This is a genomic window from Pseudoalteromonas undina (genome assembly GCF_000238275.3).
Classification (GTDB): domain Bacteria; phylum Pseudomonadota; class Gammaproteobacteria; order Enterobacterales; family Alteromonadaceae; genus Pseudoalteromonas; species Pseudoalteromonas undina.
This window is the reverse complement of sequence record NZ_AHCF03000002.1, coordinates 229,772-247,535: the sequence shown is the minus strand read 5'-3', so window position 1 is coordinate 247,535 and position 17,764 is coordinate 229,772. Positions and strand designations below refer to the sequence as shown.

Annotated in this window: 16 protein-coding genes; 5 read left to right on the top strand and 11 right to left on the bottom strand. The window is 40.5% G+C overall.

Annotation, left to right across the window (positions count from 1 at the left end):
• Positions 1 to 114: 114 nt before the first annotated feature.
• Entirely contained in the window at positions 115 to 1,218 is a 1,104-nt protein-coding gene (locus PUND_RS01710) for a phosphoribosylaminoimidazolesuccinocarboxamide synthase (RefSeq protein ID WP_010390493.1), read from the bottom strand.
• A 217-nt stretch (positions 1,219 to 1,435) separates the two neighbouring features.
• On the opposite strand from PUND_RS01710, the gene PUND_RS01705 reads away from it, so the two are divergent.
• The 4 genes from PUND_RS01705 to PUND_RS01690 are packed head-to-tail and all read left to right on the top strand — an operon-like array spanning position 1,436 to position 4,922.
• Positions 1,436 to 2,470, top strand: coding sequence for a CDP-glycerol--glycerophosphate glycerophosphotransferase (locus PUND_RS01705; RefSeq protein ID WP_010390491.1), 1,035 nt, complete (start codon positions 1,436 to 1,438; stop codon positions 2,468 to 2,470).
• Between the two features lie 6 nt (positions 2,471 to 2,476).
• A complete protein-coding gene (locus PUND_RS01700) occupies positions 2,477 to 3,163 on the top strand; it encodes an ABC transporter ATP-binding protein (protein ID WP_010390490.1) in 687 nt (228 codons plus the stop codon).
• Complete coding sequence (locus tag PUND_RS01695) at positions 3,160 to 4,407, top strand: ABC transporter permease (protein ID WP_010390489.1); 1,248 nt, start codon at positions 3,160 to 3,162, stop codon at positions 4,405 to 4,407. Before PUND_RS01700 ends, PUND_RS01695 begins: the two co-directional genes overlap by 4 nt.
• A gap of 14 nt (positions 4,408 to 4,421) precedes the next feature.
• On the top strand, positions 4,422 to 4,922 hold the full coding sequence (locus PUND_RS01690; protein WP_010390488.1) for a DUF3299 domain-containing protein: 501 nt from the start codon (positions 4,422 to 4,424) through the stop codon (positions 4,920 to 4,922).
• A 48-nt stretch (positions 4,923 to 4,970) separates the two neighbouring features.
• Here the strand turns inward: PUND_RS01690 and PUND_RS01685 are convergent, their stop codons facing one another.
• The 6 genes from PUND_RS01685 to PUND_RS01660 all read right to left on the bottom strand — a co-directional run bounded on the left by PUND_RS01685 (position 4,971) and on the right by PUND_RS01660 (position 9,083).
• A complete protein-coding gene (locus PUND_RS01685; RefSeq protein ID WP_041709654.1) occupies positions 4,971 to 5,159 on the bottom strand; it encodes a hypothetical protein in 189 nt (62 codons plus the stop codon).
• 90 nt (positions 5,160 to 5,249) lie between these two features.
• A complete protein-coding gene (locus tag PUND_RS01680; protein WP_084601858.1) occupies positions 5,250 to 5,819 on the bottom strand; it encodes a DUF2799 domain-containing protein in 570 nt (189 codons plus the stop codon).
• 197 nt (positions 5,820 to 6,016) lie between these two features.
• Positions 6,017 to 6,919: a polysaccharide deacetylase family protein gene (locus PUND_RS01675; protein WP_052024236.1), complete on the bottom strand. Its 903-nt coding sequence runs from the start codon at positions 6,917 to 6,919 to the stop codon at positions 6,017 to 6,019.
• Between the two features lie 48 nt (positions 6,920 to 6,967).
• Entirely contained in the window at positions 6,968 to 7,507 is a 540-nt protein-coding gene (locus PUND_RS01670; protein WP_010390480.1) for a YbhB/YbcL family Raf kinase inhibitor-like protein, read from the bottom strand.
• A 31-nt stretch (positions 7,508 to 7,538) separates the two neighbouring features.
• Positions 7,539 to 8,639, bottom strand: a complete 1,101-nt coding sequence (locus PUND_RS01665; protein WP_010390478.1) for an alkene reductase — start codon at positions 8,637 to 8,639, stop codon at positions 7,539 to 7,541.
• A gap of 39 nt (positions 8,640 to 8,678) precedes the next feature.
• Positions 8,679 to 9,083, bottom strand: a complete 405-nt coding sequence (locus tag PUND_RS01660) for a VOC family protein (RefSeq protein ID WP_010390477.1) — start codon at positions 9,081 to 9,083, stop codon at positions 8,679 to 8,681.
• Positions 9,084 to 9,198: 115 nt separating this feature from the next.
• Here PUND_RS01660 and PUND_RS01655 point away from each other — a divergent pair, with 115 nt between their 5' ends.
• Positions 9,199 to 10,089 carry a LysR family transcriptional regulator gene (locus tag PUND_RS01655; protein ID WP_010390475.1) on the top strand — a complete coding sequence of 297 codons (891 nt, stop codon included), beginning with the start codon at positions 9,199 to 9,201 and terminating at the stop codon, positions 10,087 to 10,089.
• Between the two features lie 76 nt (positions 10,090 to 10,165).
• Here the strand turns inward: PUND_RS01655 and tldD are convergent, their stop codons facing one another.
• The 4 genes from tldD to rng are packed head-to-tail and all read right to left on the bottom strand — an operon-like array spanning position 10,166 to position 17,764.
• Positions 10,166 to 11,605 carry a metalloprotease TldD gene (gene tldD / locus PUND_RS01650; RefSeq protein ID WP_010390473.1) on the bottom strand — a complete coding sequence of 480 codons (1,440 nt, stop codon included), beginning with the start codon at positions 11,603 to 11,605 and terminating at the stop codon, positions 10,166 to 10,168.
• Positions 11,602 to 12,441: a carbon-nitrogen hydrolase family protein gene (locus PUND_RS01645; protein WP_010390472.1), complete on the bottom strand. Its 840-nt coding sequence runs from the start codon at positions 12,439 to 12,441 to the stop codon at positions 11,602 to 11,604. Before PUND_RS01645 ends, tldD begins: the two co-directional genes overlap by 4 nt.
• Positions 12,438 to 16,292 (bottom strand): YhdP family protein, encoded by a 3,855-nt coding sequence (locus PUND_RS01640; protein WP_010390471.1) that lies wholly within the window; start codon positions 16,290 to 16,292, stop codon positions 12,438 to 12,440. Before PUND_RS01640 ends, PUND_RS01645 begins: the two co-directional genes overlap by 4 nt.
• Complete coding sequence (rng, locus tag PUND_RS01635; protein WP_010390470.1) at positions 16,292 to 17,764, bottom strand: ribonuclease G; 1,473 nt, start codon at positions 17,762 to 17,764, stop codon at positions 16,292 to 16,294. The genes PUND_RS01640 and rng overlap by 1 nt, the downstream gene beginning before the upstream one ends.

The window sequence follows — 17,764 nt, the reverse complement described above, 5'->3', positions numbered from 1 at the left end:
TAGGTTAAGTTAATTAGAGACGAGCACTAATTGCAAGAATTATAGCTCAGTTAGTTAAAATAAATACTTTTTTACTAGTAAAAATGAGCATTGCTATGCTGTCTACTTACTTCGCTAATTAACGATTAACCCGTAGTCAGTATCTAAAATTGCAATCACTTCTTGGCGCGGATCATTGGGTATAACGATCTCTTTACCGATAATTTTGCTAGCGATACCCACATAAGTGTCAGACACTTCAAGCATTACTGACTCAGGTAAAATATAATCTTTTGCTAGCTGCTCACGCTCAGCCATACGGTCTTTATTTAATAACACATCACTCTCTGGTACGTTATTAATTAACAGCTGACGGAAGCCTTCCTTTGAGTTTTCAACAATTTTGCCATTCTTATAAGATGCTTCATCCCAAATACGCGATGAATCTGGTGTCCCTACTTCATCAATATAAATAAGTTGCTGCACACCATTTAAATCTTCTACGTAACCAAATTCAAATTTAGTATCGACGAAAATTTGCCCTAGCTTAGCTAACTCACTACTGATTAACTCGAATCCTTCTACCAATAATTTTTCGTATTTGGTGACATCGTCAGTCGATTTAAAATTGAAAACATCTAAGTTGTTTGTAATATTTTCACGAGTGATGTTTACATCATCAACGGCAGGAATATCAGCAACCCCTTCTATAATACCTTTAGTAGAGGGAGTTATAAGTACGTGCTCAAGCTTTTGATTCGCTTTTAAGCCTTCAGGAAGTTGCAAACCACAAAAGTGTCTTTCGCCTTTGGCGTAGTCGCGCCACATACTACCAGTAATATATTGACGAGCAATCGCTTCAACTTTAACTGTACTGGCTTTACGAACAATCCATACGTATGGATGAGGAATATCAACAATATGATTACCCGCCAAACCGGCTTCATTAAACATGTTAAACCAATGAGCAGCCACTGAGTTTAATGCAATCCCTTTACCAGGAACGCCATTTAGGCCATTTTCACCTTGCCATATGCAATCAAAAGCAGAAATTCTGTCTGAAATAACCATAATGGCTAATTCAGTATCGGCAGGAACGTTATAGCCTTTTTCATTTATTAAGCGTTTGCTATCTGCATCAGTTAACCAATAAACTGAACGCACTTTGCCACTGTGTACTTTACCTTTAGTACGAATGGGTAAGTCATCGTTTACGTCTAAAACTTTATAGCTAGTCATGCTATCTCCGGGGTTTGGCATGCTCAAAGAGCAAAGTATGGAATTGGGGTTAGGCGCTCTATAATAATCTAGGCAACCACAAAGCTCAATCTTAGGCTAAAAACAAATCATCTCAGAATATTTATCTAGCTGACGCATTGGGGTAAACTTGCATGATTACTTGCCCTAAGGAGCTAGCTTGAACTATTTAACTGCCACTAAGAATAAGAAATATCTAATGTATATTTCTCAAAATTATTCCTATGCTATTTTAAGGCCATTGCAAGCAGAAATATTAGCTCAAGGAGGGGAAGTTAAATGGTTCTTAGAGGGTAATAATGTTAACCCTGACTTTTTGAAACGTGATGAAAAAACACTAAATTCTATTCATGAGATAAACCAATGGGCGCCTGACGCAACCTTTGCACCAGCGAACTCTATCCCTACATTTTTCCCAGGAAAGAAAGTAGCTGTTTTTCACGGCTTTGATGCAGGAAAACTAAATAAAAAAGGCCAAAACGATCACTTTAAAGTTCGGGGATGTTTTGATTTATATTGTACACAAGGCCCAAATACGACGGCTCCGTTTACGGCGTTACAAAAAAAACTGGGCTATTTTAAGGTAGTAGAAACAGGTTGGCCTCCCCTAGATCAATTCTTTAACGGTAACTCAAAGCCTAGCCATATTGATGAAACAGACTCTCGCCCAACGGTATTGATCTGCTCTACATTTTCAAAACGCTTATCTCTTGCACCTAAACTTTATGATCAAATAAAACACTTTAGTGAAAGCGGTAAATGGCGACTATTAGTTCAGTTTCATCCGAAAATGCCGCAAGAGTGGGTTAATAAATATCAAGCGTTAAGTAATGATAATCTAACCTTTGTTGAAACAGACAATGTTATTCCTTTATTACAATCTGCTGATGTAATGCTGTGCGATACTTCATCCATACTACTGATGTTTTTAGTACAACGAAAACCGGTTGTAACGTTTTGTAATAAAGCACCTGAAAAACACTTACTTGATATTACAGATAAAAATAACGTTGAAGCCGCAATAGACTATGCACTAACTTACCCAAAAGAACTGGTGGATAATATTGAAGCCTTTTGCCAAGAATTACACCCATACACAGATGGCAAGTCAAGCCAACGAGTACTTTGCGCAACCAATGAACTGTTGCATAGTGATGAAAAGCTCAAAGCTAAACCACTTAATCTTATTAGACAATTTAAAATGCGCAAAAGACTTAACTATTGGAGTTGGTAAGACGTTATGATCAACCTTGAGAATGTATCTTTTAAATGGCATAAAAAAGCAGCCAGCCCCACTCTCACTATTGAGCAACTCGCCATTGATGAAGGTGAACATGTTTTTTTACATGGGCCAAGCGGCAGTGGTAAATCTACCTTACTGGCACTACTAGCAGGCATTAATGTAACCACTAGCGGCCAACTTTGTGTTTTGAACCAAAATCTAAGTGCGCTTACCAATGCACAGCGCGATGCATTTAGAGCGGATCATATTGGCTATATTTTCCAAAACTTTAATTTACTACCTTATTTAACCCCATTAGAAAATGTATGTTTAGGGTGCCAATTTTCGAAAAAGCGTCAGCAACACGTGCTCAACCAAATTGAGAGTTTAACCAAAGAAGCTGCCCGACTTCTCAACGCACTTGGGTTGGAGCCGCACTTTCATAATCAAAATGTTGCCACTTTAAGTATTGGGCAGCAACAGCGAGTTGCCGCAGCACGCGCATTTATAGGCAGTCCCGAACTTATCATTGCCGATGAGCCTACTTCAGCACTTGATACGCAAAATCGTGAAAGCTTTATTAAGCTGTTATTTGAACAAGCAAAAAAAAGTAACAGCACGCTTGTTTTTGTCAGTCACGATGAAACATTAAAGCCACTCTTTAGCCGCACAATCGACTTAGTAAATTTACAAGGTGATGTATGATTTTATTTAAACTTGCCTATAAAAGTTTGCTAAATAGACGTGCCAGTGTATTACTGACATTGCTCACTATTGCGATTAGCGTCATGTTATTACTCAGTATTGAGCGCGTTCGCATAGATGCTAAAAGTAGTTTTAGTAATACCATTTCGGGTACCGATTTAATTGTTGGCGCACGTACTGGCGATATTCAATTACTACTCTCCTCGGTGTTTAGAATTGGCCACACTAATAATGGGGTGAGCTGGCAAAGCTATCAATACATAACAAAACAACGCGGGGTTAAATGGAGCATTCCTATCAGCCTTGGTGATAGCCATAAGGGCCAAGCAGTTTTAGGCACCACACTCGATTATTTTAAGCACTATCGATTTGCTAAAAAACAGTCCTTAGCATTTGAACAAGGACAGGCTTTTTCTAGCATCAATGAAGTTGTTATAGGAAGTGAGGTTGCAAGTAAACTGGCCTATAAAATTGGTGATGAAATTGTGATTTCTCATGGTATGGGCAATACTAGCTTTCATCATCATGACGATAACCCCTTCAAAGTTGTTGGTATTTTAAAGCCTACTGGCACCCCTGTTGATAAAACATTGCATGTGCCGCTGGCGGCAATTGAATTGATTCATGGTGGCGGCCATCATGATCATGACGATCATCATGACCACTCGAGTCACGCACTAGTTGGCCATCCAAAACAAATTACCGCCTTTTTAATGGGCTTCGACTCACCGCTTTATACGCTACAAATTAGGCGTAACATAAACCAATTTAAGCCAGAGCCTTTATTAGCGATTATGCCTACAGTCACACTAAAAGAGCTTTGGGAAATGCTGGCAATAATAGAAAAGATCCTATTGCTATTTTCATTTGTGGTGGTCATTATTAGCTTGCTCGGCATGTTAACCACACTGCTGGCTAACCTTAACCAACGCCGCAGAGAACTGGCAATATTACGTTCTGTGGGCGCCCGCCCTTGGCAATTATTTTCACTGATCAGTATAGAATCACTGCTCACTACCTTTTTAGGTTGCTTAGTAGGCTGTACTCTATTTTATGCGCTTATGGGCACAACCGCGGGTTACTTACAAAGCCAAGCAGGAGTGAGCATTAATATCAGTATGCTCTCTGACTATGAACTCACTTTGATTGGCGTTATTATGGCTGCGGGATTCATTATTGGCTTGATCCCCGCTACACGCGCTTACTTTTATTCTCTTAGTGATGGTATGAGTATAAAAATATAAACTTTAGGATGATCATGACGTTGTTTAAAGTAACTACACACTCTTTAATGCTATTAAGTGCAGTGCTAATTAGCTTTGCTAGCATTGCAAGTCCCCCGAAGGAAATTTTTTGGGAAGACTTGATCCCACAAGGGCATGTGCAAATAGATACCCAAGCACAAGCTAATCACGAAGGCAGTGAGCAAAACTGGGTGCAACCTGATTTGGACGCGCCGGTTGTTAAAGCACTTGATGGGCAGTCTGTTAGCTTACCTGGGTTTGTTGTGCCACTTGAAGGTGACAGCGAACTTATTACCGAGTTTTTATTAGTCCCTTACTTTGGTGCCTGTATTCATGTGCCACCCCCACCGCCAAACCAGCTGGTTCATGTAACTATTAAAGGCGGTGTGCCTATCGATAGCTTATATGATGCGATTGTTGTAACGGGCGTTATTAAAACGCAAACTTGGCCTGGCGAAATAGCCCAAGTGGGTTATCAAATGCAAGCTGTTGGTGTTGCTCCCTTTGAGCTTTAATTCTTAAAATAAAAACCCACTTTTAAAGTGGGTTTTTTATTTTTTCTATCAACCACCCGTCCTTATATCTCGCTCAAGTTCAGACTGCGTTTTCACTGGATGACAAGTCGACTTCACCGTACTCTTATTGCTTTCATCTTCGTCAGAACTAAAGATTGTATAGCTATAGTCTGTTTCAACTTCGCCACCTAAGCACTCATGCTCCGCAAATACTTCATTTCCATAACCGTCTGGCATTTCTTTTGACGCACACCCACTGAGAATCAGAAATGTTATTAAAATTGATATTACTTTCATATTAATCACCGTAAAAGGATATGTTATAAACTATAGTTCATACTCAAAATGCCATGAAGGAAACTTGTTGAGTAATGGTAAAAGTGCTTTTTCTTTTCTTAAATCACGACGCTCTCTCTCTAACAGTTCTCTTTCTCGGCGTAACTCTTTACTTTGGCTGCTTGACGGTTTATCACTCGCTAATTCATTACTAATAGATTGCAACCGCCAATTAATATTATTAAGTCGATCATCTATCTCAGCTTTCCTTGCTTCAAATTGATAACGCTCGTTACCCTCTTGCCATGCTTTTCTAAACTGTGTGTCATTACAAATCCCGTTATACGCATCCCCTCGTAAGCCCAGGGTAAAGCCATTTTCAGGCTCACAAAAGGCTGCGAGCCCCTGCTTGTAACCAACCTTATAATCATCTAATTTTGCAGTGATACCAAACTCACTACAAGCGGATATAATTTCTCTGCCATGTTCAAATGTATACCCTTGCTCGCCATGACTAAAGCCTAGGTTTGTCCAATTGGCCTGTATACATTCATCCTGAGACAAAGAAGAGCATCCTGATAGAGATAGTACAAATAAAATGAACATACATCGGCTAAACATGCTATTTCCTAAAGTGTTATAGACTATTCAAGTACCTATTTTAAGAGATATTCGTTTAAAGTGAATAGTAAAAATGTAACAAGCTATTCTAATTCCGTTGAAGTTTAAAATTTACGACAACAACTTAACTCCTTCACCTCTAAAAATCACACGAGGCATACTTATGGTATTAAAAAGCTGCCTCATAGATGTTTCCTTTATCTAGCCGTCTGAGCCGGATTAGTAGGCACATTATTTTGCTTCATTATCCAACGGGCTATGTTATCTTTTCGCATGAACTTAACACCAGTATGCTGTTTTGCATATTGGATAAAATCATCAAGCGCTTTTACCCGTGCAGGCGTTCCTGCAATACGGTCATGAGCACTAATCGACATCATTCGTCTTCTGTGTTTTCCTTCAGCGTATAACATGTCAAACTCATCTTTTAACTCTTGTAAGTAGGCTTGGGCCGCCATTGCAGTGCTTCCTGAATAGCGCACAATGTCGTTATTACGAAAAGTATAAGGTACAACCACAAAAGGCTTATTATTTACTGGTGTAAAAGAAGGCTCATCACGCGATAGATCATCAATATGATAAATAAACCCCAGCTCTTGCAAAAGCGTAAGTGTATTTTTTGAGTGTCTCATCCAAAATGCATTAAAGCCAACCGGCCGCATGCCTGTCACTTTTTCGATAATATCTGCACTTTTAATATATGAAGCGCGCTCTTGTTCAACACTCATCGAATATTGTGGTGTCCATGTTTGGCCGTGACCCGATGCTTCATGCCCTCGCGAAACCACTTCTTTAGCAAGTGCTGGATTTAATTCCACAGCCCTGCCCACCATATGAGAGGTAACTTTAATATTATGTTTATCCCATAGATCAAGTAATCGCGGGATCCCTTCATTCATCCCATACTGATACCAAGTAGGCGAAATAGTATCGTGATAACCCTGCTCTATTTGAGGAAACGGCCCTGCATCAGAGCTATCTTGTGCTGTTGCTTCAAATTGCATTGAAATAGAAATCACTAATTGTGCATCATCAGGCCAATAACCTGATTTCTCAGGTAGTGGGGCTGCATTTAATAGCTTACTGCTGCACAGTGCCATTAAAAGAATGAGTAAAGGTAAAGCCTTCATTTTTATCTCCTAAGCTAATTAACGCGGTCCTGCCGTTACTGTGATCTCGGCTGTTTGCAAAGAGTGTTGGTGTAAGAAAAACCCTGTAAGTGCACTTGTTGCCCCTTGTGGAACAGCTAATTTTTCTACATCCAATGCATACACTTTATAGGTGTAGCTATGCTTGCGTCCTTCTGGTGGACATGGCCCAAGGTATCCGGGCTTCCCCATATCTGTATTACCTTCAATGGCTCCTTTGGGCAAAGTCGTTGAAGATAGTGAGTTACTAGTAAGAGGAATATCATGTACTACCCAGTGCCAAAAACCACTGCCAGTTGGTGCGTCATTGTCATACACTGTCACGGCAAAGCTTTTGGCTTTCTTAGGCGCATTTTGCCATTTAAGTTGTGGCCTAACATTACTCCCCTGACAACCAAAGCTATTCCAATATTGCTCACTCTTTATTGCCTGCCCTGGCTGTAAATCAGGGCTCGATAAACTAAATTCAGCCGCAAAACTGGCACTACTAAACAGCCCGCTGATCAGTAAAGTAACGACTGAGTTTGAAAAATTAACCATTTTTAGCCCTTATATTTTCAGTTAAAAAAAGTTACTTTTGATACGCTGGGTAATCGGTATAACCTTTGGCTGTACCGCCAAACAATGTACTCCCATCGGTAATCGTGTTTAGTGGCAGTTGCTCTTGAATACGATACGGTAAGTCTGGGTTGGCAATAAAACGACGACCGAATGCAATGTAATCAACAAGACCTTGTTCAATAAGCTGCGCACCTGAATGCTCGGTATAATTACCGGCAACAATAATCGCGCCACTAAAATACTGACGAAGTGCGACTCTAAACTCTGGTGTTACGGTAGGTGCATCGTCCCAGTCCGCTTCGGCAAGATGAATATACGCAATACCAATTTGCTCAAATTGCTTTGCTGCCAATAAAATAGTGTCAATTGCTTCACTATCACCCATACCACGCTGAGTGATAAAAGGCGCTAATCTAATACCCACTTTATGAGCTCCAATGGCATTACTAATTGCGCCAATAATTTCACAGGCAAAACGAATACGGTTTTCTTGGCTACCGCCATATTCATCTGTGCGCTTATTCGCTGAACGTCTTAAAAACTGATCAATTAAATACCCGTTACCTCCATGTATTTCAACGCCATCGAAACCAGCCTCAATCGCGTTAATTGCCGCTTGCTTATAATCATTTACTATTTCTTTAATTTCTTTAACACTTAGTGCTCGTGGGGTTGGGCAGTCAAGCATCCGTCCTTCTCCATCATCGCCCACCACCCAAACTTGTGCATCTGGAGCAAGTGCAGATGGGGCAACTGGCGTTCCATCATGATGAAATGAAGAGTGCGACATTCTACCAACGTGCCAAAGTTGTAAAAATATTTTACCGCCTTCTTTATGCACAGCTTGTGTTACTTGCTTCCAACCTTCGATTTGTTCTTGCGTGTAAATACCTGGCGTAAATGAGTAACCTTTGCCCTGAGCAGAAATTTGTGTTGCTTCAGAAATAATCAGTCCTGCAGTAGCACGCTGCGCATAATAAGTGGCCATCAGTTCAGTAGGAATATCGCCCGGTTGCGCAGTTCGCGAACGGGTCATAGGTGCCATCACAATTCTATTTTGAGTGACCATGCCACCGAGGGTTTTAACTTCAAATAAGGATTCTATAGACATAACTAACTCTCTTATAAATAATGTTTATCTGGATTTAAATTAAATTTCATCACTACTAAATAGCATTTCGACCTTTATCTCTTCTGGTCCCGGTATAAAGACTTGCTGCTCTAATAGCTCTGGCACGGTTCGCTCAAAGTAGCTTATACCTGTTTGCGCTAAGCGACTTTTCAATCCTTGATAACCTATGCTACGAATGGCAATGTGATCTACCACTCCTCGGCCTTGGGTTTTGCTGTTTAATGCTGATAAGTAACCCTGTTGCGCTTTATTACCCGTGGCATTAACCAAATGAATCAAAGCAACATTATCACTGCCGTATAACCATGCCCCCTCGAAAGGGAAAGGCGGACGATACCCTTCAACTAGCCCAACTGAATTTATAAAGAACTGTCGCATCGCCTGGTAATCACAACTAGAAATTAATACATGATCTAAACGCATAAACTTTCTCTGTTGATAATGAGTACAACCAGTTTAACTATTTACTTAAATTTGATAATTGAGTTAATATCAAAAACACTATTCATTAATACTGAATTATAAAGAGTGAGGAACGATGGCTAAGATTGATGATATGCAGCTTTTTGTTCATGTGGTGCGCTCTGGCGGGCTTGCTGCAGCTGGGCGAAAAATTGGTTTATCGCCTGCGAGTATGACGGCACGTATCAACCAGCTTGAAAATCACTATCAAACCCGACTCTTAATACGTAATACTCGCAGTATTAAATTGACCGAGGCTGGAGAGCAATTTTATCAAGGCTGTTTAAGAGTAATTGCTGAAATTGATGCCACAGAGCAAAGTATTCAGCTTAGTAAAAACACCCTTTCGGGTAGTCTCAAAATAACCGCACCCTCTGACTTTGGTAAACAGTTTGTTGCCCCTGCAATAGCTAAATTTGTAGCACAAAACCCACAAGTTAAACCACACCTGCATTTAACCGATGGCTTAGTCAATTTAGTTGAAGAAGGCATTGATATTGCTATTCGCTTTGGAAACTTACCCGATAGCAATTTGATTAGCCGAATGATCAAGGCCAATCAACGTGTGTTATGTGCTTCAGCTGAATATTTAAAAATACATGGCCAACCTTTGCAGCCAAGCGATTTATTAAATCATCGCTGCCTAGTAATGGAGCGATTTGGTCAATCGATGAATGATTGGCATTTTAAAAATCAAATAATTCGCGTCCCTGTGGCTATGAGTAGCAGTGATGGTGCAGTGATCAGACAATGGGCAATTGATGGTGCCGGGATTGCTCTAAAATCAATGGTAGATATTAGCGATGATCTGACAAAGGGTCATTTAGTGACACTACTTGATGACTATATTCTCGGTTTTAGTAATAAAGATAAACAACAGATTGGCTTACAGTTTCTTTACCCATCAAGGCAATTTCAGCCACGACAAGTTGTCGCATTTATGGATTTTTTTCAGCAGCAAATTTAAATAAACAGCCGACAAAATAAAACCTTGAAAGCATGCACTTCCAAGGTTTTATTTGTAGTATTTGGCAGTAATAAAATTAAGCCGTGCCACCCACTGTTAACTGATCAATTTTCAAACTTGGTTGGCCAACACCTACTGGTACACTTTGACCATCTTTACCACAAACACCTACGCCTTTATCAAGCGCTAAATCATTACCTACCATAGAGATTTGTTGCATAACCTCAGGGCCATTACCAATTAATGTTGCCCCTTTAATTGGCTGAGTAATTTTACCATTTTCAATTAAGTAAGCTTCTGAGGCACTAAACACAAACTTACCTGAGGTGATATCCACTTGGCCGCCACCAAAATTAGGGGCAAACACGCCTTTTTTAACCGTGCTGATAATATCAGCTTGGCTGTGCTCTCCGCCTAACATGTAAGTGTTGGTCATACGTGGCATTGGTAAATGCGCGTATGACTCACGACGTGCGTTACCTGTTGGGTTTACCCCCATCAAACGCGCGTTCATTTTATCTTGCATATAGCCTTTTAAAATACCGTTTTCGATAAGTACGTTATAGGCTGCAGGCGTGCCTTCGTCATCCACATTAAGTGAACCACGACGATCAGCCATAGTACCATCATCAACCACAGTACATAGCTCTGATGCGACTTTTTGACCTACTTTACCGCTAAACGCAGACGCGCCTTTACGGTTAAAGTCACCCTCGAGGCCATGGCCTACCGCTTCGTGTAACAACACGCCTGGCCAGCCATTACCTAATACCACTTCCATAGTACCGGCTGGGGCATCAATAGCTTCTAGGTTTACTTTAGCTTGACGTACGGCTTCTTCTGCAAAGCCCATCCAACGCGGTTTACCATCAACCAACTCTTTAAAGTAACCGTAATCTAGGCGCGCACCGCCACCAGCACCGCCACGTTCACGACGACCACTCTTCTCTAGCAATACAGAGCAGTTTAAACGGATCAGTGGGCGAATATCGGTAGCAAAGGTGCCATCACTGGCTGCAATTAATACTTCTTCGTATACCGCAGACATCGAGCTAATAACTTGCTCAGCATCTGGGGCTAATTCGCGGATATAATTTTCAAGCTCACGTAACAAATTAACTTTATCGGTATCGCTCATGCTAGAAATTGGTTGATGCGGTGAAAACTGCTGTTTTGCAGCCACATCACTAAATACTTTAACCGCTTTATCTTCACCAGCATCGGCAATACTACGTGCAGCCGTGGCTGCTTTGTTTAACGCCTCAAGATTGATTGCATCTGAATACGAAAAACCGGTTTTTTCACCACTAACAGCCCGTACGCCAACACCGCGCTCAACGTTATAAGACCCTTCTTTAACAAGGCCGTCTTCTAATACCCAAGACTCATGATGACTCGATTGAAAATAAAGATCGGCATAATCAACTTTGTGCTGGTGAATATAAGCTAATGTTTTTTCGAGTTCTTCTCGATTTAGCTGGCTGTCGTGTAATAAATGCTGTTCAACCGAATTCATAATAATGGCTCTCTAAATCGTTGGTGAGATTGCAGCGGCATATCTCGTCTAATTTTGTGTAACTGGTTTAAATCTAAGGTGCAACTAATAAAACCAAGCCCTGTTGGTTTTTCACTTAATGTTTCACCCCAAGGCGATAACATCAGGCTGTGGCCATAAGTTTGTCTACCGTTTTCATGTGTTCCATATTGCGCTGCAGCAATAACATAACACTGAGTTTCTATGGCACGTGCTGCAAGTAGCGGCTGCCAATGCGCTTTACCTGTAGGCACAGTAAACGCACTGGGTATTAATATAATTTCTGCGCCTTTGCGAACTAAAGCATTAAATAAACCAGCAAAGCGCAAATCATAACACACTGTTAAACCAATTTTACCAAAGGGAGAATCAACAACCACAATCTCATCGCCCGCTTGAGTAAAGTCAGACTCTCGGTAACTGCCGGTCTGGTCATCTACCTCAACATCAAATAAATGTATTTTGTTATAGCTTGCAACAATATCGCCTTGGTTATTAAACAAGTGTGAGGCAGCGTAATATTTATGTTGGTTATAGGGCTCTGGCATGGTGCCAGCATTTAACCAAATATTGTGTTTACGGCACAATTCACTGAGTTGCTGTTTATATTGTTCAATACGCTGAGACACTAACAACGTATCACCAGCGTGTTTACTAAACACTAAAAACGCTTCTGGTAAACATACTAACAAAGGTCGCCGGCTTGGTAATTCAGCTAAGGCTTGCTTTAAGGTGGCAATGTTATCATCAGGATTTAAGCCTGAGCACATTTGTAATGCAATAATCGCAGGTGTTGTACTTATAAGTGATTTACTCATTGCGCTGCGCTCACCTCAGCATCTTTAAGCTTTAACTCTGAAGATGCTTGCGGCTGATTTTGTGCTGCTTGCGGTAAAGTCACCTCTCGGCTCTTACGATCTAACTCTTGTACCTGAGGATCGTTCATTTTGCCCGTCACTTTAAAGTTGATCTCTGAGATCACTCGCGCAGAGTGAATCACTTTATCAATTGCTAAGGCTGCAAGCCCCGTTACGGGATTCACCATCCAAGCTACAATCACCGGAATACTCGAGGTTACTTGCGGTGCTACTGCTAAGTCGTAGTCAATTTCGAGAGTATTTAAATTTGCATACCCTTTAATAGAGAGATCGGCAGGCACCCCATCCATTTTAGTATCTTGGGTATAGGCAATGCCTTTATCTATCTGCATCGTGCCTTTCATACTGTTATAGAAAAAACCTTTAGAAAATACATCTCTAAAATCAAGCTTTAACTTACGCACTAATGAATCAAGGCTTAGTAATGAAAATACCCGTGCGCCCCCATCACTCACCTCAGTTAAGTGGCCTTCGCCTAGATCCCAACTAATTTCACCGTCTAAACTAGCAATATCTAAGTTATAAGGTGCCGCTTGCCAATTTAATTGATAATTTAGATTGGCGTTTGAGTCTTTAATAGTGGTGGTAATATCAAATTCATTAAATAAGGCGCCAATATCATCACTTTTAAGTTCGCCGCTCATTGCTGTTAGGCCATTTTGCCACTGCCCTTTAGTACGTAATATATGATCGCCCTTATCAACTACTAGCTCAGAAATAAGCAGTTTTTTACCATCACCTAATAATGAGGCGCTGACTTTATCTAGCTGATAATGGCTGATCTTACAATCGGCACATTCAAACTCAATAGCAGGCAAATTTGTAAGCCATGCAAGTTGTTCAGGAGATGATTTTTCGCTTGGTTGCTCTGTTTCGGCCTCTAAAAAATTAAGCCTTAAATAGTCACTGTTTATTCGAATCGGCTGACTTGATTGCTCGCTGGGAATGAACACTTCTGCTCGTAATTCTTTAGCATTGAGCCTTAATTGCAAGTTATTATTTAAGGGCGATAAACGCATATCAAAATCATTAAACTGCATGCCACTCACATTAAAAGAGTTAATATTCGCAACAACCTCATACAAAGGCGGCATAATACCTGGCGATGCACTCTCTGGCTGCGCTTTAGCTGCATTAATAATTTGATCAATTAAATCAATCCAAGGTAATAACTCACTTTGCGCTAAGTTAATACTTACCGCTAAATCTTGCGCGTTAAGCCCTAAATCTTTGTTGCCAATTATAAAGTGGGCGTTGTTAAACTGTGATTTAGCATTGTCTAGAATGGCATTGAAATACACTAGCTGGTCAACGTTTGCGGTGATCAAATTAGAAATATCATCACCTTGAATAACCGCACTCAGTGGCCAAGCTTGCTCACTGTTTTTTGTATATGCTCCAGGTAAAGAACTACTTAAGCCAATAAGTGGCGATTCAACTTGGGCACGATAGTTAAACCCTTGCTCGGTAAAATTAAGCTCCAAAGCAATATCAACATCACTTTGCCCACTTAAGTAACCATCTAAAATGCCTTGACCATGGTTTATGAGTGTTTGTGCATCAAGCTGAGCATTTATATTTATATTAGCGCGATAATCCTCTTCGTTTGCGTCACTATTGTAGTTAATAGTTAGTGGCATACCAAGCCATGTAGCCGTTGCATTTGTAAGGTTTATTTGTTGATTATTAAAGCTAAGTTCACCCTTTAAATGCTCAAGAGAAATACCAGGCGCAGAAATGTAGAGAGGTGAGTCGAGTAAATTAACCTTACCACTGACACTGGCTCCCCCCTCAAATTGTGAACCTATTAGCAATTCAATATTTGCACTTGCCAGCCCCTGCCCTTGCCCTTGCACAACATTAAAAATATCAGCTAATGGATTTGCTAAAGGCGTAGCGGCAAAAAAATCGTGCATTTTTTCAAGCTCAGCTTGCTTATCAATATTAACCACCAACGGCGCATCACCCATTAAGTCATCAATACTTACATGGACACTACTGCCAACGTCAAGGTTTACCAGTTGACCTTGCTGACTATATATATCCATTCGCTCATTAGCAAAATGCAGTTTTACATTGGCATTAGTAACTGCTGGCCAATCGGGATCGAATTGGTAGGTGGCATTATCTATTTGTGCTATTACATCAAACTGCCCTGAACCATCGTCAAATGGAAAGCCTGATAGTGGGCCAGAAAATAACACCTGAGTATTTGATACTTCGCCTGCTTTTATTGCGCCATTTAAATAACTAACTAAGTCAGGACTCATTAACGTTAAAGGAAAATAGTGACCTGCAATACTGGCATCTGGTGCAAACGCTTCAGCATATAAATCTAAGCGTGGCGTATCACCCAAACTCAGCTGAATTTGTGCGCTTAAAGTCACCTCATTGTTATCAAGCCAAAGATTATTACTGCTGATGTACCAATCGCCTGAGCGCTTTGCTAAATCTAGCTCAATATTTAATTGGTTATAATCAATATTATTACTAAAGCTAGCGCCTGTAATTAAATGGCTGTTCTCACCAAAAATCGCAATGCGACCATACTGTTGATTAACCAGCCCATTAACTCTTAAAGATTGAGCGGAAGGTACGGCGTTTTTTTCTTGCCAGCTAATTTCATCAGCATCAAACCATAATTGCCATTGCTTTGTATCGGCAAACTCAAAGTACGCAGCCTTTATTTGTCCGCTAGGTTGGCGTGCTAAAAAAGGGGCTAAATCGGTAAAATTAGTCAACTCAGCTAAATCACTCAATAGCGCTAAATCAAGTTGCTGTAGCCATACTTTATTTTTCTTACCCAATAAGGCTTCAAATTCAAGGCTTGGCCAAGTGGTTTCACCCGTACTAAATGCTAAGCCCGTGCTTTTTAATCGCCAGCTATTTTGCTCAGGGTATAAATGAAATCCCCCTTCACTTAGGCTTACATTTTGTGTTTGCTCATTGAGCTGCCAATTTACCGCGCTCGGTAACCACTGAACTTTTACGTCACTCACTAGGCCTTGCTCTAATCTAAGCCAAGCTTGTAAGTTTAAATCGCTATGTAGATGCTGCTTTTGAGTATTAATGTATTGCGCTAACCAATTTGACACATCAACCTGATTAGCCTGCACATACAAATCACCCACCATTTGCTCTAAGGTTTCCCCCTTAAGCGCAATGCGCGCATCAAAATTCCCTACCGAAATACCCGGTAATGCTAGACTACCGCTACCAAGGTGTTGTTTATCTTGGTTTTGCCATACAATGTTTTCTAATAACAGTTTACGTTCTTTGTTATCTTCTAATACAAAGTTGATACTGGAGTTTTCTATTGCAAAATGACCTGTTTCACCTAAAAACAACCCTTCTATTAACTCTTTTTGTTCAAATGATACATCGTCTTGGTTGCCTACAAATAAATTCGCGACATTAACCTTGGTATGAAAACCATTGATCACAAAGTAATTCGACTTAAGTTGAAGGGACTTTAGGCTTTCCCAAAGGTTTAGCTCTAAACTGGTTTTCGCAATAGTTAAAGAAATAGGGGCGGTTTGGTTGTCTTTAAATGATAATTCTTCGAGCACTAAGGCAGGGCCATTACCTTGCCAACTTGCCGATATAGCGCCTATCGATAGGCTAATATCAAACTTGCTATCAAGATAATTTTCTATCTCGCCTTTATAGTCATTTGCGTAGGGTAAGGTGTATTTTAAAATAGAAACAATGACGGCCAGTAGCACCAAAATTACAGCACTTATTTGCCATAATTTGCGCACACAAAAGAAACAGGCCGCTTTAAATTTCATTACATCATTACCACATCAAACTGCTCTTGGCTGTATAAGCTCTCTGTTTGAATATTAACTTGCTTACCAATAAATAACTCTAACTCTGCAAGGTTATGATATTCGTCATTTAATAGCGCTTCACATACTGCAGGAGATGCATAAACTACAAACTTATCAGCTGCATAAGCGCGGTTAACACGTACTATCTCACGAAGGATTTCATAGCATACGGTCTCAACCGTTTTTTGAGAGCCTCGCCCTGAACATGCAGGACATACATCACACAGTATATGCTCTAAACTTTCGCGAGTTCGCTTGCGGGTCATTTCAACCAGCCCCAATGCCGATAAACCATTAATATTGGCTTTAGCACGATCTTTAGCGAGCGCCGACTCTAATGAGTGCATTACCCGGCGTTTGTGCTCATCGCTCACCATATCAATAAAGTCGATAATAATAATACCGCCCAAATTGCGCAGCCTTAGTTGACGGGCAATAGCAGAGGTTGCTTCAACATTGGTATTAAAAATAGTTTCTTCAAGGTTACGGTGACCAACAAATGCACCGGTATTAACATCAACTGTGGTCATTGCTTCGGTTTGATCTATGATCAGATACCCGCCAGACTTTAAAGTCACCTTACGGTGCAACGCCTTTTGAATTTCACTTTCTACATCAAATAAATCAAAAATGGGGCGCTCGCCCGGATAATACTCAAGTACTTGTGATAATAACGGCACAAATTCTTCAGTAAACAGCTTAAGCTCTTGATAGGTAAGCTTAGAGTCAACACGAATGCGCTCCATATCTTCGCCCACGTAATCACGTAATGTTCTAAAAGCCAGCGTAAGATCTTCATGCAGAATACTCGCTTTGCTGGTTTTACGGCGCTTAGAAACTATTTTATCCCACAGCTTTTTTAAAAATGCAGCATCGTGACGAAGCTCTACTTCACTTGCGCCTTCTGCGGCAGTTCTAACAATAAAGCTACCGTTTTCATCACCATATTCAGCAACAATTTTTTTAAGCCTAGCGCGTTCCTCTTCCGTTTCGATACGTTGACTCACACCAACATGCGTCGCATCTGGCATAAATACTAAATAGCGTGACGGTATAGTAATATCAGTGGTTAAGCGAGCACCTTTACTACCCAATGGATCTTTAACCACTTGCACCATAATGTACTGACCTTGGCGAACAAGCTCACGAATATCTTGGACTTTTTTAATTGGCTCGTCGTCAACACCTTCAACAATAGAAGCACTATTGACGATATCTGAAGCGTGCAAAAAGGCGGCTTTCTCTAAGCCTATATCAACAAAAGCGGCTTGCATTCCAGGTAGCACGCGACTTATTTTACCTAAGTAAATATTGCCTACTATGCCTAAATTACCAATACGCTCTAGCTGAATTTCTTGTAATACACCGTTTTCGATTAGGGCAACGCGACTTTCACTTGGCGTGACATTGATCAGTAGTTCTGTACTCAT